The sequence below is a fragment of the Anoxybacteroides rupiense genome, assembly GCF_014196195.1.
Lineage (GTDB): Bacteria > Bacillota > Bacilli > Bacillales > Anoxybacillaceae > Anoxybacteroides > Anoxybacteroides rupiense.
Genome location: NZ_JACIDF010000017.1, coordinates 1 through 16,987, shown reverse-complemented (window position 1 = coordinate 16,987; position 16,987 = coordinate 1). Strand labels below are relative to the sequence as shown.

16 protein-coding genes and 4 pseudogenes are annotated in these 16,987 nt (G+C 41.8%); 9 read left to right on the top strand and 11 right to left on the bottom strand.

Annotation, left to right across the window (positions count from 1 at the left end; all coding sequences use genetic code 11):
- The first annotated feature begins 103 nt into the window (after positions 1-103).
- Both GGQ95_RS17455 and glpK read left to right on the top strand, forming a co-directional pair.
- Complete coding sequence (locus tag GGQ95_RS17455; protein WP_080860024.1) at positions 104-934, top strand: MIP/aquaporin family protein; 831 nt, start codon at positions 104-106, stop codon at positions 932-934.
- 34 nt (positions 935-968) lie between these two features.
- Positions 969-2,459, top strand: a complete 1,491-nt coding sequence (glpK, locus tag GGQ95_RS17450) for a glycerol kinase GlpK (protein WP_183187216.1) — start codon at positions 969-971, stop codon at positions 2,457-2,459.
- A gap of 187 nt (positions 2,460-2,646) precedes the next feature.
- Here the strand turns inward: glpK and GGQ95_RS17445 are convergent, their stop codons facing one another.
- Positions 2,647-2,799 (bottom strand): hypothetical protein, encoded by a 153-nt coding sequence (locus GGQ95_RS17445; RefSeq protein WP_161491022.1) that lies wholly within the window; start codon positions 2,797-2,799, stop codon positions 2,647-2,649.
- 107 nt (positions 2,800-2,906) lie between these two features.
- Between GGQ95_RS17445 and GGQ95_RS17440 the strand changes: the two genes are divergently transcribed.
- Positions 2,907-3,545 carry a Bax inhibitor-1/YccA family protein gene (locus GGQ95_RS17440; protein ID WP_066151024.1) on the top strand — a complete coding sequence of 213 codons (639 nt, stop codon included), beginning with the start codon at positions 2,907-2,909 and terminating at the stop codon, positions 3,543-3,545.
- A gap of 108 nt (positions 3,546-3,653) precedes the next feature.
- Positions 3,654-4,468, top strand: a pseudogene (locus tag GGQ95_RS17435) (Rpn family recombination-promoting nuclease/putative transposase).
- A gap of 270 nt (positions 4,469-4,738) precedes the next feature.
- Here GGQ95_RS17435 and GGQ95_RS18645 read toward each other — a convergent pair.
- The 5 genes and pseudogenes from GGQ95_RS18645 to GGQ95_RS17405 all read right to left on the bottom strand — a co-directional run.
- Positions 4,739-4,870, bottom strand: coding sequence for a hypothetical protein (locus GGQ95_RS18645; protein WP_280528809.1), 132 nt, complete (start codon positions 4,868-4,870; stop codon positions 4,739-4,741).
- On the bottom strand, positions 4,867-5,211 hold the full coding sequence (locus GGQ95_RS17420; RefSeq protein ID WP_080860019.1) for a hypothetical protein: 345 nt from the start codon (positions 5,209-5,211) through the stop codon (positions 4,867-4,869). Before GGQ95_RS17420 ends, GGQ95_RS18645 begins: the two co-directional genes overlap by 4 nt.
- Before the next feature lie 33 nt (positions 5,212-5,244).
- Positions 5,245-5,631 carry a type II toxin-antitoxin system PemK/MazF family toxin gene (locus GGQ95_RS17415; RefSeq protein WP_080860017.1) on the bottom strand — a complete coding sequence of 129 codons (387 nt, stop codon included), beginning with the start codon at positions 5,629-5,631 and terminating at the stop codon, positions 5,245-5,247.
- Entirely contained in the window at positions 5,631-5,939 is a 309-nt protein-coding gene (locus GGQ95_RS17410) for an AbrB/MazE/SpoVT family DNA-binding domain-containing protein (protein ID WP_066151033.1), read from the bottom strand. The genes GGQ95_RS17415 and GGQ95_RS17410 overlap by 1 nt, the downstream gene beginning before the upstream one ends.
- Before the next feature lie 424 nt (positions 5,940-6,363).
- Positions 6,364-6,579, bottom strand: a pseudogene (locus GGQ95_RS17405) (pre-toxin TG domain-containing protein); the annotation flags it as partial.
- Positions 6,580-7,141: 562 nt separating this feature from the next.
- On the opposite strand from GGQ95_RS17405, the gene GGQ95_RS17400 reads away from it, so the two are divergent.
- On the top strand, positions 7,142-7,621 hold the full coding sequence (locus GGQ95_RS17400; protein ID WP_159720491.1) for a hypothetical protein: 480 nt from the start codon (positions 7,142-7,144) through the stop codon (positions 7,619-7,621).
- Between the two features lie 412 nt (positions 7,622-8,033).
- Positions 8,034-8,465 carry a PD-(D/E)XK nuclease domain-containing protein gene (locus GGQ95_RS17395; protein ID WP_280528808.1) on the top strand — a complete coding sequence of 144 codons (432 nt, stop codon included), beginning with the start codon at positions 8,034-8,036 and terminating at the stop codon, positions 8,463-8,465.
- A gap of 477 nt (positions 8,466-8,942) precedes the next feature.
- On the opposite strand, the pseudogene GGQ95_RS17390 reads toward GGQ95_RS17395, so the two are convergent.
- The 5 genes and pseudogenes from GGQ95_RS17390 to GGQ95_RS17370 form a co-directional block, all read right to left on the bottom strand.
- A pseudogene (locus GGQ95_RS17390) lies at positions 8,943-9,138 on the bottom strand (ATP-binding protein); the annotation flags it as partial.
- An 18-nt stretch (positions 9,139-9,156) separates the two neighbouring features.
- Complete coding sequence (locus GGQ95_RS18465; RefSeq protein ID WP_231734683.1) at positions 9,157-9,639, bottom strand: helix-turn-helix domain-containing protein; 483 nt, start codon at positions 9,637-9,639, stop codon at positions 9,157-9,159.
- A gap of 338 nt (positions 9,640-9,977) precedes the next feature.
- Positions 9,978-10,211, bottom strand: a pseudogene (locus GGQ95_RS17380) (tyrosine-type recombinase/integrase); the annotation flags it as partial.
- Positions 10,212-10,513: 302 nt separating this feature from the next.
- On the bottom strand, positions 10,514-11,155 hold the full coding sequence (locus GGQ95_RS17375; protein ID WP_183187215.1) for a toxin-antitoxin system HicB family antitoxin: 642 nt from the start codon (positions 11,153-11,155) through the stop codon (positions 10,514-10,516).
- Positions 11,156-11,285: 130 nt separating this feature from the next.
- Positions 11,286-11,591, bottom strand: a complete 306-nt coding sequence (locus GGQ95_RS17370) for a hypothetical protein (protein ID WP_080860012.1) — start codon at positions 11,589-11,591, stop codon at positions 11,286-11,288.
- Between the two features lie 904 nt (positions 11,592-12,495).
- Here GGQ95_RS17370 and GGQ95_RS17365 point away from each other — a divergent pair.
- From GGQ95_RS17365 to GGQ95_RS17355, 3 genes are all read left to right on the top strand, one after another.
- A complete protein-coding gene (locus GGQ95_RS17365) occupies positions 12,496-13,350 on the top strand; it encodes a tyrosine-type recombinase/integrase (protein ID WP_052661031.1) in 855 nt (284 codons plus the stop codon).
- Between the two features lie 15 nt (positions 13,351-13,365).
- Positions 13,366-13,899 (top strand): hypothetical protein, encoded by a 534-nt coding sequence (locus GGQ95_RS17360; RefSeq protein ID WP_183187214.1) that lies wholly within the window; start codon positions 13,366-13,368, stop codon positions 13,897-13,899.
- Positions 13,900-14,135: 236 nt separating this feature from the next.
- Positions 14,136-16,814, top strand: a complete 2,679-nt coding sequence (locus GGQ95_RS17355) for a hypothetical protein (protein ID WP_183187213.1) — start codon at positions 14,136-14,138, stop codon at positions 16,812-16,814.
- The last annotated feature ends 173 nt before the right edge of the window (positions 16,815-16,987 follow it).

Here is a 16,987-nt window from a genome sequence, read left to right as displayed (position 1 = left end):
CACTGCAGGCGCGTGGGGGAGTTGCTGTGGATCTTTTTTATGAGCTAAAACAGCTATCTCCTCACAAAAAACGACCATACCAAAAGAAAAGGAGGAAATAGGAATGTCTGCGTTTTTTGGCGAACTTATTGGTACCATGATATTGATTATTTTTGGAGGTGGCGTAGTCGGCGGCGTGGTCCTCAAAAAATCAAAAGCCGAAAATTCCGGCTGGATTGTCATTACGATGGGATGGGGACTTGCCGTAGCCATGGCTGTATACGCTGTCGGCCAAGTTAGCGGCGCCCATCTGAATCCGGCAGTGACCATCGGATTAGCGGCGATCGGGGAGTTCCCTTGGAGCGATGTACCCGCTTACCTTGCCGCTCAAATGATCGGAGCCTTTATCGGCGCCGTCGTCGTGTATTTGCATTACCTGCCTCACTGGAAAGCGACCGACGACCCGGGGGCCAAGCTAGCGGTATTCTCCACTGATCCAGCCATCAAAAATCCGGCGGCCAATCTTTTAAGCGAAGTCATCGGCACGTTTATTTTGCTGCTTGGCTTGCTGTCGCTTGGAGCGAATCGATTCGCGGACGGGATCAATCCGTTTATCGTGGGCTTTCTCATTGTGGCCATCGGGCTCTCCCTAGGCGGGACGACGGGATATGCCATCAATCCAGCCCGAGACTTAGGCCCGCGAATCGCCCATTTCCTTTTGCCGATTCCGGGCAAAGGAAGCTCCGGCTGGGGCTATGCGTGGATTCCTGTCGTCGGGCCGATCATTGGAGGCACTTATGGAGCGTTATTTTATCAATGGGCTTTTAAAGGAGACAGCACCCCTGCCTTTTGGATTTTCACCATCGTGGTTGCCGCTATCATAGCAGCAGCGCTAGTCGGCAATAAAGAACAAAAAAGCGTCAACCTCTATAAGAATACGAAAGTATCAAGCTAAAAAATGGTGATTAAATAAAAATGAGGTGAAGAAAATGGAAACTTATATTTTAGCTCTTGACCAAGGAACAACGAGCTCACGTGCCATCATCTTTAACAAACAAGGAGAAATCGTTCATCTGTCGCAAAAAGAATTTACACAATATTTTCCAAAACCAGGTTGGGTTGAGCATAATGCCAATGAAATTTGGGGCTCCATCTTATCAGTCATCGCCACTTCCTTGTCCGAATCTGGAATCAAGCCGGAGCAAATCGCCGGTATCGGCATTACGAATCAGCGCGAAACCACAGTGGTTTGGGACAAAAACACCGGGCAGCCGATCTATAACGCCATTGTTTGGCAATCACGGCAAACCGCAGACATTTGCGAGGAGTTAAAAGCGAAGGGGCTTGATGATACCTTTCGCCAAAAAACAGGATTGCTTATTGATGCCTACTTTTCCGGCACCAAAATCAAATGGATCTTGGATCATGTGGAAGGAGCCAGAGAAAAAGCGGAGCGAGGAGAACTGTTATTCGGAACGATTGATACGTGGCTCATCTGGAAGCTCTCGGGCGGAAAAGCGCACGTCACGGATTATTCCAACGCTTCTCGAACTTTGTTATTCAATATCCATGAACGGAAATGGGATGATGAACTGTTAGACTTATTAACCGTACCGAAGTCCATGCTTCCAGAAGTGCGGCCATCTTCTGACATTTATGCCCATACCGTGCCGTATCATTTCTTCGGACAAGAAATTCCGATTGCCGGAGCAGCCGGCGACCAGCAAGCCGCCCTATTCGGCCAAGCATGCTATGAAGCAGGAATGGCGAAAAATACGTACGGAACAGGCTGCTTTATGCTGATGAACACCGGCGAAAAAGCAGTTGCGTCCCAGCACGGGCTACTGACCACGATCGCTTGGGGACTTAACGGCAAAGTGGAATATGCGCTGGAAGGAAGTATTTTTGTCGCGGGCTCTGCCATTCAATGGCTAAGAGACGGGTTGCGCATGTTCAAAAACGCGGCTGACAGCGAGCAATATGCCGAACGCGTCACCTCCACAGAAGGCGTGTATGTGGTACCAGCCTTTGTCGGGCTAGGAACCCCGTATTGGGACAGCGATGTGAGAGGAGCGATCTTTGGATTGACACGGGGAACGCAAAAAGAACATTTGGTTCGCGCTACGCTAGAATCCCTCGCCTATCAAACAAAAGATGTGCTCACGGCCATGGAAGCGGATTCAGGCATTTCCTTAAAAGCGTTGCGCGTGGATGGCGGCGCAGTAAAAAACAACTTTCTCATGCAATTCCAAAGCGATATGCTCGGCGTACCGGTGGAACGCCCGGTCGTCAACGAAACGACCGCGCTTGGAGCGGCCTATTTAGCTGGCTTGGCGATAGGATATTGGAAAGACCAAGACGAAATCGCGCAACAATGGAACATCGACCGGACATTCACCCCAACGATGGGTGAAGAAGCCCGAAACGCATGCTATGCAGGATGGAAAAAAGCCGTCAAAGCGGCGATGGCCTTTAAATAAACAGACTGCGCCGCTCCCTTGATCGTTTCTGGGGAGCGGCGCTTATTCTGTATACGTTTCCATGGATTATGTTCCATTTTTGATGTTTGCTCCACAGCCGCTTAACCATCTGCCCTCTCCTCACTTCTATAAGGCTTTTTTTTTGCCCTAAACCATCGCATCGACAAAGCCTTTTGTTACTTGAACATCAAAAGCGCAACAATTCCCAATGCCAAATCGCGAAAAAAGAAGCATAGCTTCTCGTTTTATTTTTTACGCTGTTCATCATGGCGATAAACGCAATAATGCCTCCTTTTTTTTCCATAAACCACCCGATTTGTTGGAAAGGCGGTGATTTCATGCACTGCTCCTTCGCAGGCGCGCCATCAGGCAGTGACAAAAAAAGTCAGGTTTGCTACACTAAAAGAAACATCTGCTGATGATTTTTATGCGAGGAGAGATAGGAACATGAACTCATCTGTCGTTTATCCGTCGCGCAGCCCTGTTGCTAAGCTAGCTGTTGCTTTTTTAGCCGCATTAGCCGTAGCGACAGGCGGGCTGTATGTGGGGCAATCCATTTCCACCGCTTGGTATTTGCCGCTTTACATTCTTGAAGTCATTTTGCTGCTTGTGATGATCTTTTCACGGCGCCAAAAAGTGGTGGGCTACCCGCTAATGTTTGCGTTTATGTTCGTTTCAGGCGCCACGTTGGCTCCCGTCATCGGTTACTACGTTTCCATTATTGGGGCGGCAGCCGTCTTTAAAGCGTTTGCTTTAGCGGTCATTTCCTTTTCTGGCGTTGCTCTTTACGCCGCGAAAACGAAAGAAGATTTTTCATTCCTCGGCGGCTTTCTCACGCTTGGGGCATTCGCATTGCTCGGCTTACTCATCGTCCAGTGGTTTATTCCGTTTTCAAGCGTCGGACAAATGGGCATTGCCGCTTTAGGCATTTTGATTTTTCTCGGCTTTACGATTTATGACATCAACCGGCTTGCCCGCCACGGGTTTAGCGAAGCAGACATCCCTATGATCGTCGTTAACATCTATCTCGACTTCATTAATTTGTTCATCTATATTTTACGTTTCTTCGCCAGCGACGAAGACTAAGTGCCTGTCACCATCCAAAGTTTTTCGAACCTAGAAACAGAGAGTCGAAGGACTCTCTTCTTTTTCATTTCCAAAGCAGGAGTGTTGTCCATCTTGTCGAAAGCATATATGACGGTTGATCATGACCGATTGTTTAAGGAATTGATCACGACTTTTTTTGAAGAGTTGATTCTTCTCTTTTTCCCGCACATGTATGAGTATATAGACTTCGAGCATGTATCGTTTTTGTCGGAGGAGCTGTTCACCGATGTGACGGCGGGGAAGAAATATCATGTCGATATACTGGCAGAGACGAAACGGAAAGGAGAAGATCGTCTCATCATCGTCCATATTGCAAATCAAAGCTACGTACAACCTTCTTTTCCAGAACGAATGTTTATTTATTTTAGCCGCTTGTTTGAAAAACATCGCAAGCCTATTGTCCCCATTGCGTTGTTGAGACTCCCTTCGTCATGAACCTTCAGACTTTACACTTCAATTTCCGTTTGGAAAAATCATGGACTTTCACTTTTTCACCGTTGAGTTAAGCAGAATGGGGTATGCTGAAAATGAACGAGTAAGAGCTAAAGAAGCAATTTTTACGTATGATGGTGCGTATGGAATGGGACAAAGCAAAGCAACGATTGTTAATCGGCTTTTTTGAGACATATGTCAACCTATCAGACGAAGAAGAACAGCAATTATGAAACGAGATGAATGAAATAGAAACAAAAGAAAAAAAACAAGTGTTGGAATTGATCATTTCGTACGAGAAAAAGGCGCTAGAGAAAGGATGGAAAGAAGGCGTGGAGCGAAGATTACGCAAGGATGGCAACAAGAAAAACGCCACATCGCGAAAAAAATGCTTACCAAAGGATATGGACATCCAAGCGATTCATGAACTGACGGAGCTGTCTTTGGAGGAGATTGAGAAGTTGAGATAGATGCTCGTCACGTCCCGAAGTTTTTCGAAGATCGGGAGAAGAGAAATGAAAAGAGGATGCGGGAGCGAACGTCCTTATTTAAGGAAGCTTTTATCTCTGTCAAAAAAGAAATGATAAAACTCGTGCGCCCACATGAAATTTTCGTATATTCTCGCTGTGCGGTGTTAATATGGACACAATAATCACCGTTATAGTCATACACAAGCCCACCATAGTTAGCATTTTGAATCGGAAACTGCAATACATTTGCGTGCTCGTAAAGATCAGTTTTTATAAAATAAGCGGCTTTACATGAGCAAGAGGATCTGTGAGAGAGTAAATACGGTCCATTGCCTTTTTCATTTTCGACAAATGTGTTTTGTTAGGCTCTAAAATCATTTCAAGATTATCTTTTGTAATCAAGGACTCCCCCTTGGATTTTCCGAATTTGTGACTGATTTTAAAACATCGATCCGTTCAACAAATTCACTAAAAAGATGCATACCCTTTTTTAATTCTTCGTCCACTGTACCGTAAAACGAAAGTGCCACATAATTCATAAATGAATCAGCTCGGCTACGGCCAAACGTTCTTTCTTTGAATTCCATATCTGCCTTGTAAAAAAAGAACGGATCCTTAATGCAGAATAGCTTATTGGTCTTTGCAACATACTCCTCCACATTTCCTTCGCCTTTTAAGAAATTATAATAAGCTTTCTTCTTAATACCCGTACGTTCCGTCACCCATGAATGTTTAAAGGACAAAAAATAGCCCTTTCTGAAAAAGAAAGGATGATGTCAAGTCAGATATGTTTCTATTTTCGCTAGGCATTCATCAATGATTCTATCTATTTCTTCAATTTGTGCATCTTCTGGATTATATTTCTTTAAAATTGTTAGATTACGAGCTTTCCAATCCAATGATTTAATTTGATCCGTTAAAACTACCCCTGTTATTGGATAGCCATCGCCATCAAGGGATATTCCTTCTTTTGGTAAATCTACTTCGAAGGGATAACCCTTCTTTTGATTGGTCATCGGACAAACAATGATAAATCCTGTTGCTTGATTGAATTCTTTAGGCGATAAAACAATAGCATTCCTTCTCCCGGCCTGCTCATGACCAGCTTGTGGATGAAAGTTTAAAACAACGAAATCGCCTCTCTCTGGTACGTCTGCTGGCATTAAATCAATTCACTCCCTTCTACCCCAAAATCAACTTCCTCGTGCCGATTTTCAGGTGTAATCTGTGATAGCAGTTCTTCCAATGTGTATTTCTTCCGTGTTCTTTTTGGCTTTAATGTGATGATCCCTTCATTTCCAATCACGTTTAATTCCATTTCGGAACCTTGTTTGATCCCTATTTGATCAGCAACATCTTTTGGGATACGAATGCCCAAACTGTTTCCCCATTTTTGAGCAACAACTGTAGACATGTAGTCCCCTCCTTTACTTTGGTTGATTTTGCTTTCTAAATGTTCCTTTGCGTTCATTATATCACCCCCACCCCGAAATGTATATACATAGTATATACATTCTTCCGAAAAAGGATACCCCTGATTTTTCGACAAGCAAATATTCTCGCCGCAAAGGCGATCATTTGAATCAATAAATGAAAAATGCTTTTTTCAGACTCAAAAGCATATATCAACCAGTATCGTTACAAACATTGAACTGCGAAATGAGGCATAAAGCTTTGCCATAACAAAAAATGAAGGATCTTCAAGGAGAATCTAAAGCATCTATGATAAAAAATCATACAAACTCCTTTTTGTTCATGTGGGCAATGCGTATGACTCATCCTTTATCATAATTCAACAAGCTTACGAGCGGTTTTCCGATGAAATCCTGCGCCTCTATTCGGGCAGTGACAGACACCAACCCTTACTCCACTTTCTTTATCATGTTGAGAGACGCATCTTTCGCTTCATTCAGTTTGTCTTCATAACGTTGTAGCCAAGGAACGAGTTCATCCCGCAACCCTTCGATCGCGGGCATGCTTACGCCAGGAAGGTTCATCGCGAGAGAAGAAAGCTCCCACGACAAGGTCGTCCGCGCCCGCTCGCAAGCATCTTCGGCATCCGAAATATGCCGGGCGATCTCCTCTAACTCATCCGGCTTCAGCCGGATCATCGTCTGTACAGCTCCCCCGTTGGTTTGAACCATTCCGCTGATGTTTCGCTTCGTTCTCGATCGAAAGGTAGGACCATCTTCCGTTTTCCTGTATGCATGTTGACTCACTCCCCCATCTATCTTTTTTATAGATGGTAACATAAGTAAAATAAGGGTAAATGATAATTCTATAACGATTTTTATCATCAATCATTCATTATATATACCTAATTTTCACCTGACAAATAATCCAAAAGTCCTTAACTATTGGTGTTTGGAATGGATGGTGACTGGCTTGTTTCAAAAGAGCCAAGCCACTTGGTGACATTACGCATCCTTTCCGTTGATTGTAGCTATCACACAAGATAACACGATTCACTTGATAGCAGAAAAATCAAGCTTCCCTTCGATTTATGGGCTTTTTGTGCGTATTTTGCATCCATTATGCGTTTTGCCACATGCTCTTGCTCCATTACTGAGTAAATACAATGTGCTTAAACTTGCTCTTTTTACTTGTAACTTTATACAGGCATTTCAAATATAAATATTTCGTGCTCAATTTTGGTTAATGGGAGGAATTTGAGTGCCTAGTACATTTGAGCAAATGAAAAATGACATAGAGAAAGGATGGGATATCGTTCTTTGGTCCAAGTCGTACGGTTGGGGTGAAGCAGCAAAATTAGCAGGATGTATATACCTAGGCTGCGCTACAGCTTATCTTGGTCAGCAATTGGAAGAACTTGCTGCTAAAGTAGGACCAGATTTACTTAAACAAGCTTTAGCTAACAAGGGGAAAATATTTGGTGCTGGACAATTTGAGGTAGAAGCGGGGACTGCCTATTGGAGCACCTACTATAATGTTTGGAATCCTTTTAAAAGGCGTCATGAAAGAGTTACTACAGACCGATATGTTCGATTATACGTGAGAATGAGGAGAAAAAGAAGCTCAGCGGAGTACAGAGTACACGATGAACAAACGTATCAGCCGGAGCACTTCCAATACCCGGAATACTCTGGCGGGTTGGTATATCCAGTCACTGAAAAGGGGGATATCATCTTATAAAAATAAATCTAATAAAACTTTGAGAAGGGGATGGGAACGGTGCCTGTCAAGCTCCAAAGTTATGTTGATGTACACTATTTATGGCTCGATTCCCCTCTTTTCTATCACTCCAGTTACTATTGGTTGGTTGATACTCGCTCATCCTTTTCCCTTCTAAAACAAAAATAGCCCTTTCTTGTTTGGCTTGCTCAACCGAATAGCTCGCCACCTTTTCTGTCTGTTTATTATACTGCTTCCATTCATATACAAGCAATGAGCATTAAGATATTGGCAGTCACTAATAATTTATTAGGCCGAGGCCATATAGAAGCTCCGCAGTTGCTGCAAAATTTGTCATTAGAATTAGTTCGATTTCCTCATTTAGCGCAATACACCCCCTCTTTTTCACCTTAATACATGCACTTATTATTATATGCCGACAATAAGGAAATTTCCGACCGTCATTTTCACACATAATAAGGAAGATTTGGATAAGACTAAAATCGAAAATGAGCATGATGTTCAGCGGATGCTATATTCGCTCATCCGCCCCATATTTCCAGATGCTAGATTAGAGGTGGTAGATGATGCTGGTTATGCTTCCATCAGATATGATATCGTACTCGATGAATATGGAATGGTAATAGAGGTGAAATGTACAAGAGAAAACATGACGGAACGTAAATTAAGGGAAGAGTTAGGCTCAGATTCCTTTCATTATGAAGCCGATCATCTTTTCCTGTTTATCTTTGATAAAGTGAAATTAATAAAAAACCCTGATGCTTTTGAGAAGGCTTTTCGAAGAGAAAAACACGGCTTCGATAAAGAATTGGAAACCATTATTATTCGGGAAATCACTTTCTGATTTCTAAAAGCGAACGAGTGTTGCTAGTTACAATATCCATTTCTTTCCCACGACACTTCGAAAACGTGCCATGGCTTCATCCCCTTCCTTTTTCTTGAACGCATTCCCACATCTCTCCCATTCCTTTCCCTCCTTATTTTAATATGTATGGAAATGTATGAGACGAAAAAGCTCCGCAGCCATTCCCTGCGAGGGGCCTTTTGGCATTACACTTCAACGTGTGGCGGGTACGGATCGCCGAGAATCTGATGGCGCTCTGTTTCTTTTTTAAGGGTTTGCAACCGCTGAAAGGAAGAGGAGATCTGCCTTTTAAAACGCATACGCGCGACTGATTACAAGCCGCTTGTAGAAGCGAAATTGGTTCCTTTGACAAATTCCATATACTTTTGTCTCTGTTCGTCTTTTGTTCCTGAAAAATAATCAACTCATATATCTGTGTTCATAAATGAGGCTGGGAAAGAGTTTGGGTACATATATACAGGGGCAATAGCGCGTTCTTGATCCTAAATATCCATATTGAACATGGATTCATCGCCCCAATCAGAATAAAATGAGCAGGATAAGTAGCTTTGGAAGCAACGCGGCTCATCGTCACTTTTCCTGTCTCTAACGGCTGACGAAGCATATCCAATGTCTTTTTCGTAAACTCTGCCATTTCATTTCGGATGATGACAGGCCCGCAACCAATGCGCTAAACTTGAACATGCAGGTTATGATCCTGTCTACTTGTACCATCAATGATGAAAGGAGTATTCAATGCCTGCGAAATTTTAAAAAGCGTCTCTATCCTAGGACTTGTAAGTCCCGCTTCAATTCTCCCAATCGTGGATTTTGGAACTCCAATACGGTCTGCAAGTTCCTGTTGAGACATATTCAGCTGCTTACGTCTTGTTTTAATCTGTGCAGCTATCGTTCCTTCTAATTGAAGTTTTTGAACATGCTGCTCGCCTCGAATGGCTGCATATTTCTTAAAAAAATCACTCATTCTTTTTCCCCCCAGTTGATTAATAAAGGCAAGGATCAACAGCGCAATAACTTTCATATGCTGATTCAGCAGGCACAATATCCTCTCGTCTTGTCGCTCCGTTATACTGCTTGTCAAAATAATGAAGCAGTATGACTTTTGAAAAATTGTGGATCGCAAATATAATTCTGTGATTTCCAGTTCTTCCACCCCTTATACCCCATCTGTAAAAATTATCATAACGAGTATTCATGCTAAGATGTTTCAATGACGGAGGGGTTATATCGTCCGGAAAGCTGTTGTCCTCCGGATCAGAAGGATATGGATTATGTTGAATAATCGTAAGTTGCCTTGCATATACATCAGCAACATGGCACCATATACCCGGACGACCTTTTTGTCTAAGTTCTTGCTCGGCTTTACTCAATAGATAATCTTCAAATTCCTTTACATTTCCTGTGTATATTACCTCAAACAACATCCTCTACCCTTTACTAATTATTATACACATGGTAGCATTTATGCTACTGAAAAGCAATAATTTATAATTACATTTTCCTTGATGCTTGCACCTGTTCCTCATAAATAGCTGTTGTTTGAATGCTTTCATACCGAGCAAGCCGTCTAATAATTTCAATGGGCGTTCCGGCATTGGCTAGGTTTTTGCAAAAACTATGACGGAAGCGGTGCGGGGGAATGTTCTCCATATTGGCTAAATCCGCGTATTTCGTTAGCATTTTGTGAATGGCCCGCTCTGTTAGAAACATGGATCTTTCCAATGCGAATAAACGTTGAGATTCCTAAGTGTAACGGGTACCTCCTATCCCACTATGGAGAAAAAGAAACAGAGAGTCATCAGACTCTCTGTTTCTATGTTCGACAAACTTCGGAGCGTGACAGACACGCAGCCCAAAACAAAGCAACGGTTTTTAAATTATTCAGCAGTAATAGTCAACTTAACCATTGCTGTTTTACCATCTAACAAGTAAGTTACTGTGAAAGTATCCCCAGCTTCTGCGCCAGTAATACCAACTTCATTTGTACCATTTACAATCATAATGCAGGGGATTGAGAAAGATGAGACTTAATATAGTTCGTCAATATACGTTGCATTTCTTAACAAAGGCAACGTTGTTGTTTTGTTCACTAAGTATCTCGCTTCTAAGCCATTTTTCAGCGGAAGAGGATTCGCGAATGTTCCCACTTCACGTAAAAGAACCACATTCGTCGTTTCCCACGTGCGAATTTCATCCCAAAACTTCGGATCGTTCATTAAAGGTTGTAGTTCAGGAATATGCATGTAGTCGCCTGGCTGAATGTCATAAATGATTTCCTTTACTTTTCCATAATAAGCGATATGACGCGGATGCTCGTTTTTTGTTCCGTCACTTTCTTGCTTCGTCGTTTCATAAAAAAGCAAATACTGCATCGGCGTCACTCTTCCAAGGGAAGGATTAAAGAAGTAAACGTTGTGCTTATGAAGCAACTCCATAAACCATGGGTGTTGCGTGACGATGACCGCCTCCCTCACTTCTTTCACCTTCAACTCATTAATGTTCACACGCGAAAAAGACACATTCGTTTTCATTTCTTTCTCAACCCTTTCCTCAATAGTTTGAATAAGAAATTCATTCAGCGACTGACTATAGGACGAAGCTAATTGTGCCACTTCTTGATGTAATTGGGGAGACATTCTTAGTAAGATTCGACCACTATATTCTTTCATTACTGCCACCTTTAGTATGATTCGTTGATGATATCATTATATAATCGTGCTAAATGCATGTCAAGCAAGATATACGATTTGATATCATTTTTAAAATGATCGTTATTCTTAGCGATTCCACCAGAGAACACTAGATAGCATCAAAAGCTTTATTAGCACGTTTTATAGCTTCTTTTCCATCCTCCGGATCATTAAAAACTTTAAAAGTTATTAATTCCAGCCAAACGTAACTTATAACCCTAAAAGAAAGAATCACAGCACTTACCAATAAAATCAAAGTAAGCCAATGTTCGATTCCGAAAATAATCTTCAAATAGACAAAACTAGTAAAGGTTTGAAACCATATCGTAAAAGAGGTTTTTAATGTAATCCAGACTACACTTCCAAATAAAGTGAGTGTCGCCCCCAACCGCGACACTCTGTCTATACTCTCCATCCTTCATAATCCCCCTATTCCTTTCTTTATTTTCATATAGACAGATAGCTCAAATGATCTAATAGTTCCTTTCGATCCTGCCAATCATTACTGATTGAGTGTTGTGTTAATAACCCTATACAAACAACCGCTGTTCCCCAATAAAATTTGAAATGCCCATTCATTATTCCTCTAAAACCAAACATTAGTTCTGTATGTCTATTGTATCCCTTTCTTTATTCACAGACAATTACTTATTCTTCGACAAATTCCACGAAATGCCAGACTCATATTCCAATATAAAAAGACAGAGAAACCATCTTCAGATCCTCTGTCCCTCGCAATTTTCTATATAGGTCAAACGAAACAAAGGAACAACATTTGCGCCTTTGAGATGCCTCTATCAAGCATCAGCATTAAAAATTTGTTATAATAACTCTACACTCTTAGCCTGTGAATAGCCATAATCAGGACAAGAGCCATTGGGTCAACACTGAAAAAGCGGCATGAGAGCTTAGCACTTCAATCACTCTTGGACGCAAGAGAGGCATCATCTTTACGTGAAACACCGCGTCTCACTCACCATCCTTTAAGAAACTAAACCCGCTTTTTTATTGTCGCGCAAAACCGAAAGCGTCACGATCCTTCATAATTTTATGCATAACCCAAGAGAAATCCCATAGCCAACAAAGCTCGCTTCCTCATCATGAAGGCGCACACAGCTCTAGCTAGCACCTAGGAGAAAGACGATGGTCCCAAAAGAAAACAATGGCAACGTTTATGAAGCGAGCCATTGACAGAGTCCAGAGAAGAAAGAAGCATCACGGCCCCTTTTCCACTTATCATTTTCCAACACGCGAAGGAATCCATGGCGCACATGCAAAGGTGGAACAGTCAAGATTGTCAGCATAGAGGAGGAGACCATTTGTTATTAAAGCATATTCACGAATTTATTCATCATTATCTCCCCATGCTCAATAGAAGTCAGGAAACGATCAAGGGATATGAAAAAGATCTATGCAGCTTTAACGATTGGATGGCTGACGAATATGATTGCATTCCCACGATTGAGCCCATCGATCATAAAATGATTGAACGTTATTTGTACTATTTAAAAGAACAACGAAATTTTGCCGACGCCAGTCGAAAGCGCCATTTATATTCTCTCAGCTCATTTATGAAATACTTAATACGCGAAGGAAACATCACGGCGAATCCATGTGAAAAAGTCGCGCCATTCCCATCCATTCGCCAAGAAAGACAGCCATTAACGGAGACGGAAATCGAAGAATTATTCCAGCACGCTCATGGCCTGACGAAAACATTAATTTACACCTTGTATTATACGGGAGCCCGCATTAGCGAGTTATGCCGCCTGCAGCTATCTGACATCCATTTTGAAAAAAATCAAATCACACTATTTGGTAAAGGCCGAAGGGAGCGAATGTGCCCGTTGCATCCGAAACTAAAAAAAGAGCTATCGTTTTATATTCGCCATCTCAGAGGAAGCGATAGCCCCTTTCTATTTAGCACCAAAAAAACAGGCAGGCTCTCCTCCTCTTATGCGCGGTATTTAATCCATGAACTCGTCGCCGAGATCGGCTGGGATAAGCAGGTGACCTGCCATACGTTCCGGCATAGCTTTGCGACAAATCTGCTTCGCAAGGGAATTGATTTATATAAAATCCAGCAATTGCTTGGCCACAGCTCCTTGCGAACGACAGAAATCTATTTGCATCTGTTGAGCGAAGAGCTGCAAGAGGCGGTGGAAAAATTGTAATGGAGGATGAGGAAGATGACAAAAAAAGAAGAGAAAATCAAAAAAATCATCGCCATGTATGCAGAGAAAAAAGAAGCCAAAGAAATCGCGATGGAAGTCGGCTACTCCAACCCGCGAAGCCTGTCGCGGTTTATGACCAAAATGAACTATCGCTGGGATGCTCATCTGCATAACTATATTCCCGACCATCGCCCTTCTCCCAAAACAGAGCAAGCGATGGACACTTCCGGCCCGGAAGCATTCAACCCGCTGGATTTACTGGAAAACGCTGAAGTCATTCGCCTTCTCCAGCAATCCAACAAGCTCCTTGATTTCATTGAGAATCAAGAACCGTTCCAGCGTCCGAATACCCAGCCATCGTACAACCTTTGGCAAAAAGCGCAGGAATTTGCCTATACAAAAAAGGCTTCCTATACCACTTCCGTGAGGCTGCCGATTGAATTATACGAGAAGCTCCAAACGTTCAGAGAACAAACCAACCTGACCCAAACCCAAGTCATGTGCTTAGCATTGGACTACTTTATCAGCCAATTTCACACCAACGTATAAAACCAGCCGCTTCCGGCCGCATCGTCTTTTGACGCAAAATGGTCTATATTCCGTTCCTCCCTGTGTATTCAGTTGTATTCCATCATATGCAGCTATCTGTTCAGCAGATGCCCTACGATCAAGATAAGATCGCCAGAAGATACGAGCAAAATAGCAACATCCTCATTCACCTCCTGCCGGACAACCTTGATATGACTTGACTTTAAACCGCCGGAGGGATGGGAAAGAGGGGTTGTTTGGTAAGTGCGATTAACGCTAAAACTTTAAAAGTTACTTTAAACAAAGAGTTAGAAAATTTAGATGGTTTAACTTTCACTGTTAAACGTGGTACAACTTCTGTTGTATTAAGTGCAAAATTAGGAGAAGATAAAAAATCTGTTGAATTATCTTCTACTACTAACCTTGTTCCTGGTGACTATACAGTAACAGTTACAGGTGGAAAATTTGTTGAAGGTTCTAATTCTGGAACTGTTACAGTAGAAGCGCAAAAAGTTGCTTCTATCGAATTAAAATCTACTAATCTTGTGTTAGCTTCTGGTACAACTCCACAAACAGGTACAGTAGGTTATGTAGTTAAAGACCAATATGGTACGGACATCACTAAAGAAGCTCTAGCTGCTAACATTACTTGGACATCTTCTGTAGGTACTGCTACTGACAATAATGAAGGTGTCTTAACAGTAAATAAAGATGTGGAAATTAAAGTTGGCGATACTATCGTTGTTACAGGTGTAGATGCAGCTTCTGGTAAAACAGTAACAGCTACTTTAAAAGCAGTAGATGCTGCAGCACTTAAAGAAGTTACATTTGGTGATTTAAAGTTACCTACAAACAAAACTCGTGTTGAAATTGGTTTAGCAAACGCTGCTGAAGTTGCTGTAACTGCAAAAGATCAGTATGGTAACGATATTACAACAGCTAGCGCAATTAATGCTGCAACTCAAATTGTAGTTTCTGATCCAGCTGTACAAGCAACATGGGTAGACGTCGATAACAAGCCTTACTTACGTCTTAATACTTCTGGTTTAACTACAGCGAAGAAAGTAACAGTAACAGTTGTTATTAAAGCAACTGGTCAATCTGTACAATATACATTTGACGTAGTGAAACCATCTGAAGCGGCTGAAATCTCTGCTACTGCTCCAACAAATGTAATTGCTGCTGGAGATGCTGAGGGTAAGGTTGTAGTACCTTTAGTTGTGAAAGATCAATTCGGTAAAGAGCTAACATTAGACGAAATTGCAGCAAACGCTGGTGGTATCACTATTACATCTTCAAACAGCTCTGTTTTACAATCAACTGATTTACAAATCGCAACTACTGGTGATAACAAAGGTAAACTTGTTAATATAAATTCAGTTCGTGGTGAAGGTAAGACAGTTATTACTCTTACTGTAAACGCAACTGGTAAGTCTGTAAGCTTTGAATTAGAAGCAAAAGCTGCTCGTAAATTGTCTACTATTGAATTCCCAACGGATTTAGCAACCTTCTTAATTCAAGGCGCACAAACAACAACTCAATTAAAATACAAAGACCAATACGGTGCGGACTTCGATGCAACAAGTGACGTTACTAACCACAAAATTGTACTTGAGGTTTCAAAAGTAAGCGGCGATGATAACGGATTAACAGTTACACCAAATGGTGATGTAGTCGAAGAATCTAGATTAGATACAACAAATGCTATCACTATTAACGCTGCTGCTGGTAAGAAAGGTACTTACACACTTTCTGCTAAACTTGTAAATACTACTACAAACGAAGTAGTAAGCCAAGCTACTAAAACTTTCACAGTAGGTGAAAATAGTTCTACTGGTTTAACGTACTCTGTAGGGGAAATCGGTAAAATCTTTAAAGATTCTGTAAACCGTGGTTCTTCTCAAACTGATATTGACGCAAATGAGATCGCTTTAGGATATGCAAAAGAAATTAAAATTACTGCAAAAGATGCTAGCGGTAACAGCTATGTGATTCCACAAAGCGAAATCTTATCGATTTCTGTTGACAAACCAAGTGTTGCAACAGTTGGTCAAGTATACGGTAAATGGTATATCGCTGGTGGTAATACTACAGCAGGTTCTGATAACGTAACAGATGATACTACAGTAAACTTGAGTGTAGTTATCAACACTAAAGAAGGCGTAAAAACAATTACACAACCTGTAGTTGTTTCTAAGGAAGATTTAACGCCTACAGAAATTAAGCTTCTTGATAAAGCTATCACTGATACTACTGCAAAAGCAGTAACGGATTTAACATTTACTGATTTAGCAGATTTACGTTCTGGCAAAACAGCATATGCTTATGTTGTTGACCAATTCGGTGGTATTGGTTTAGATTTCACTGCAACTACAGATGAAAAAGTTGCAAACATGGATGGTCTAACACTTGCGAATGGCGATTCAGTAGTTGTAACAGGAAACAAACTTGTTCTTACACCTGGTACAGTAGGAACAGCAATTACAAAAGCAAACGCGACATTCCGTTACGTTGCGTACACAGCTAATGGAAAAACAGCGGCTATCAATGTTAAAGTAACGAACGCTTCTAACATTACAGGTACAGGTGTAACTCTAGGGGCTACAGATGAAACACAAAAAGGAGACCCTGGAAACCCAAATGCTAACCCAGCAGTTCCAGATACTAAAGAAGTGGCTACAACTACTGTAACTGCAGGTGCTACTGCAAGCGGTACTATTACTGTTAGAGTAACAGATGGAACTTTATCTGAAGACGTGCCTGTTAACGTTGTAGCTGGTGATACTGCTGCTGTTGTTGCTTCTAAGATCCGCACAGCTTTAGTTGCGAACGCAAATGTAGATGCTGCTTATGAAGTTTCAGGAACAGGCGCTAACATCGTGTTAGCACAAAAAGGCACTGGTTCAGACGTTAACCTACAAGTAACTTTACAATAATGGGACAGGTGCTTGGCACCCTTTGTGATATGTCGAAAAGCTCTGCGGAGAGAAATCTCTGCGGGGCTTTTCTTTTTTGGTTCTATACTAAATGTTGGGGTTAAGAGACTTTTCAGGCAAAATAAAAGCACTTACGAAGATCTCCCTTTAAAATGATAGTTGGCGACTACATC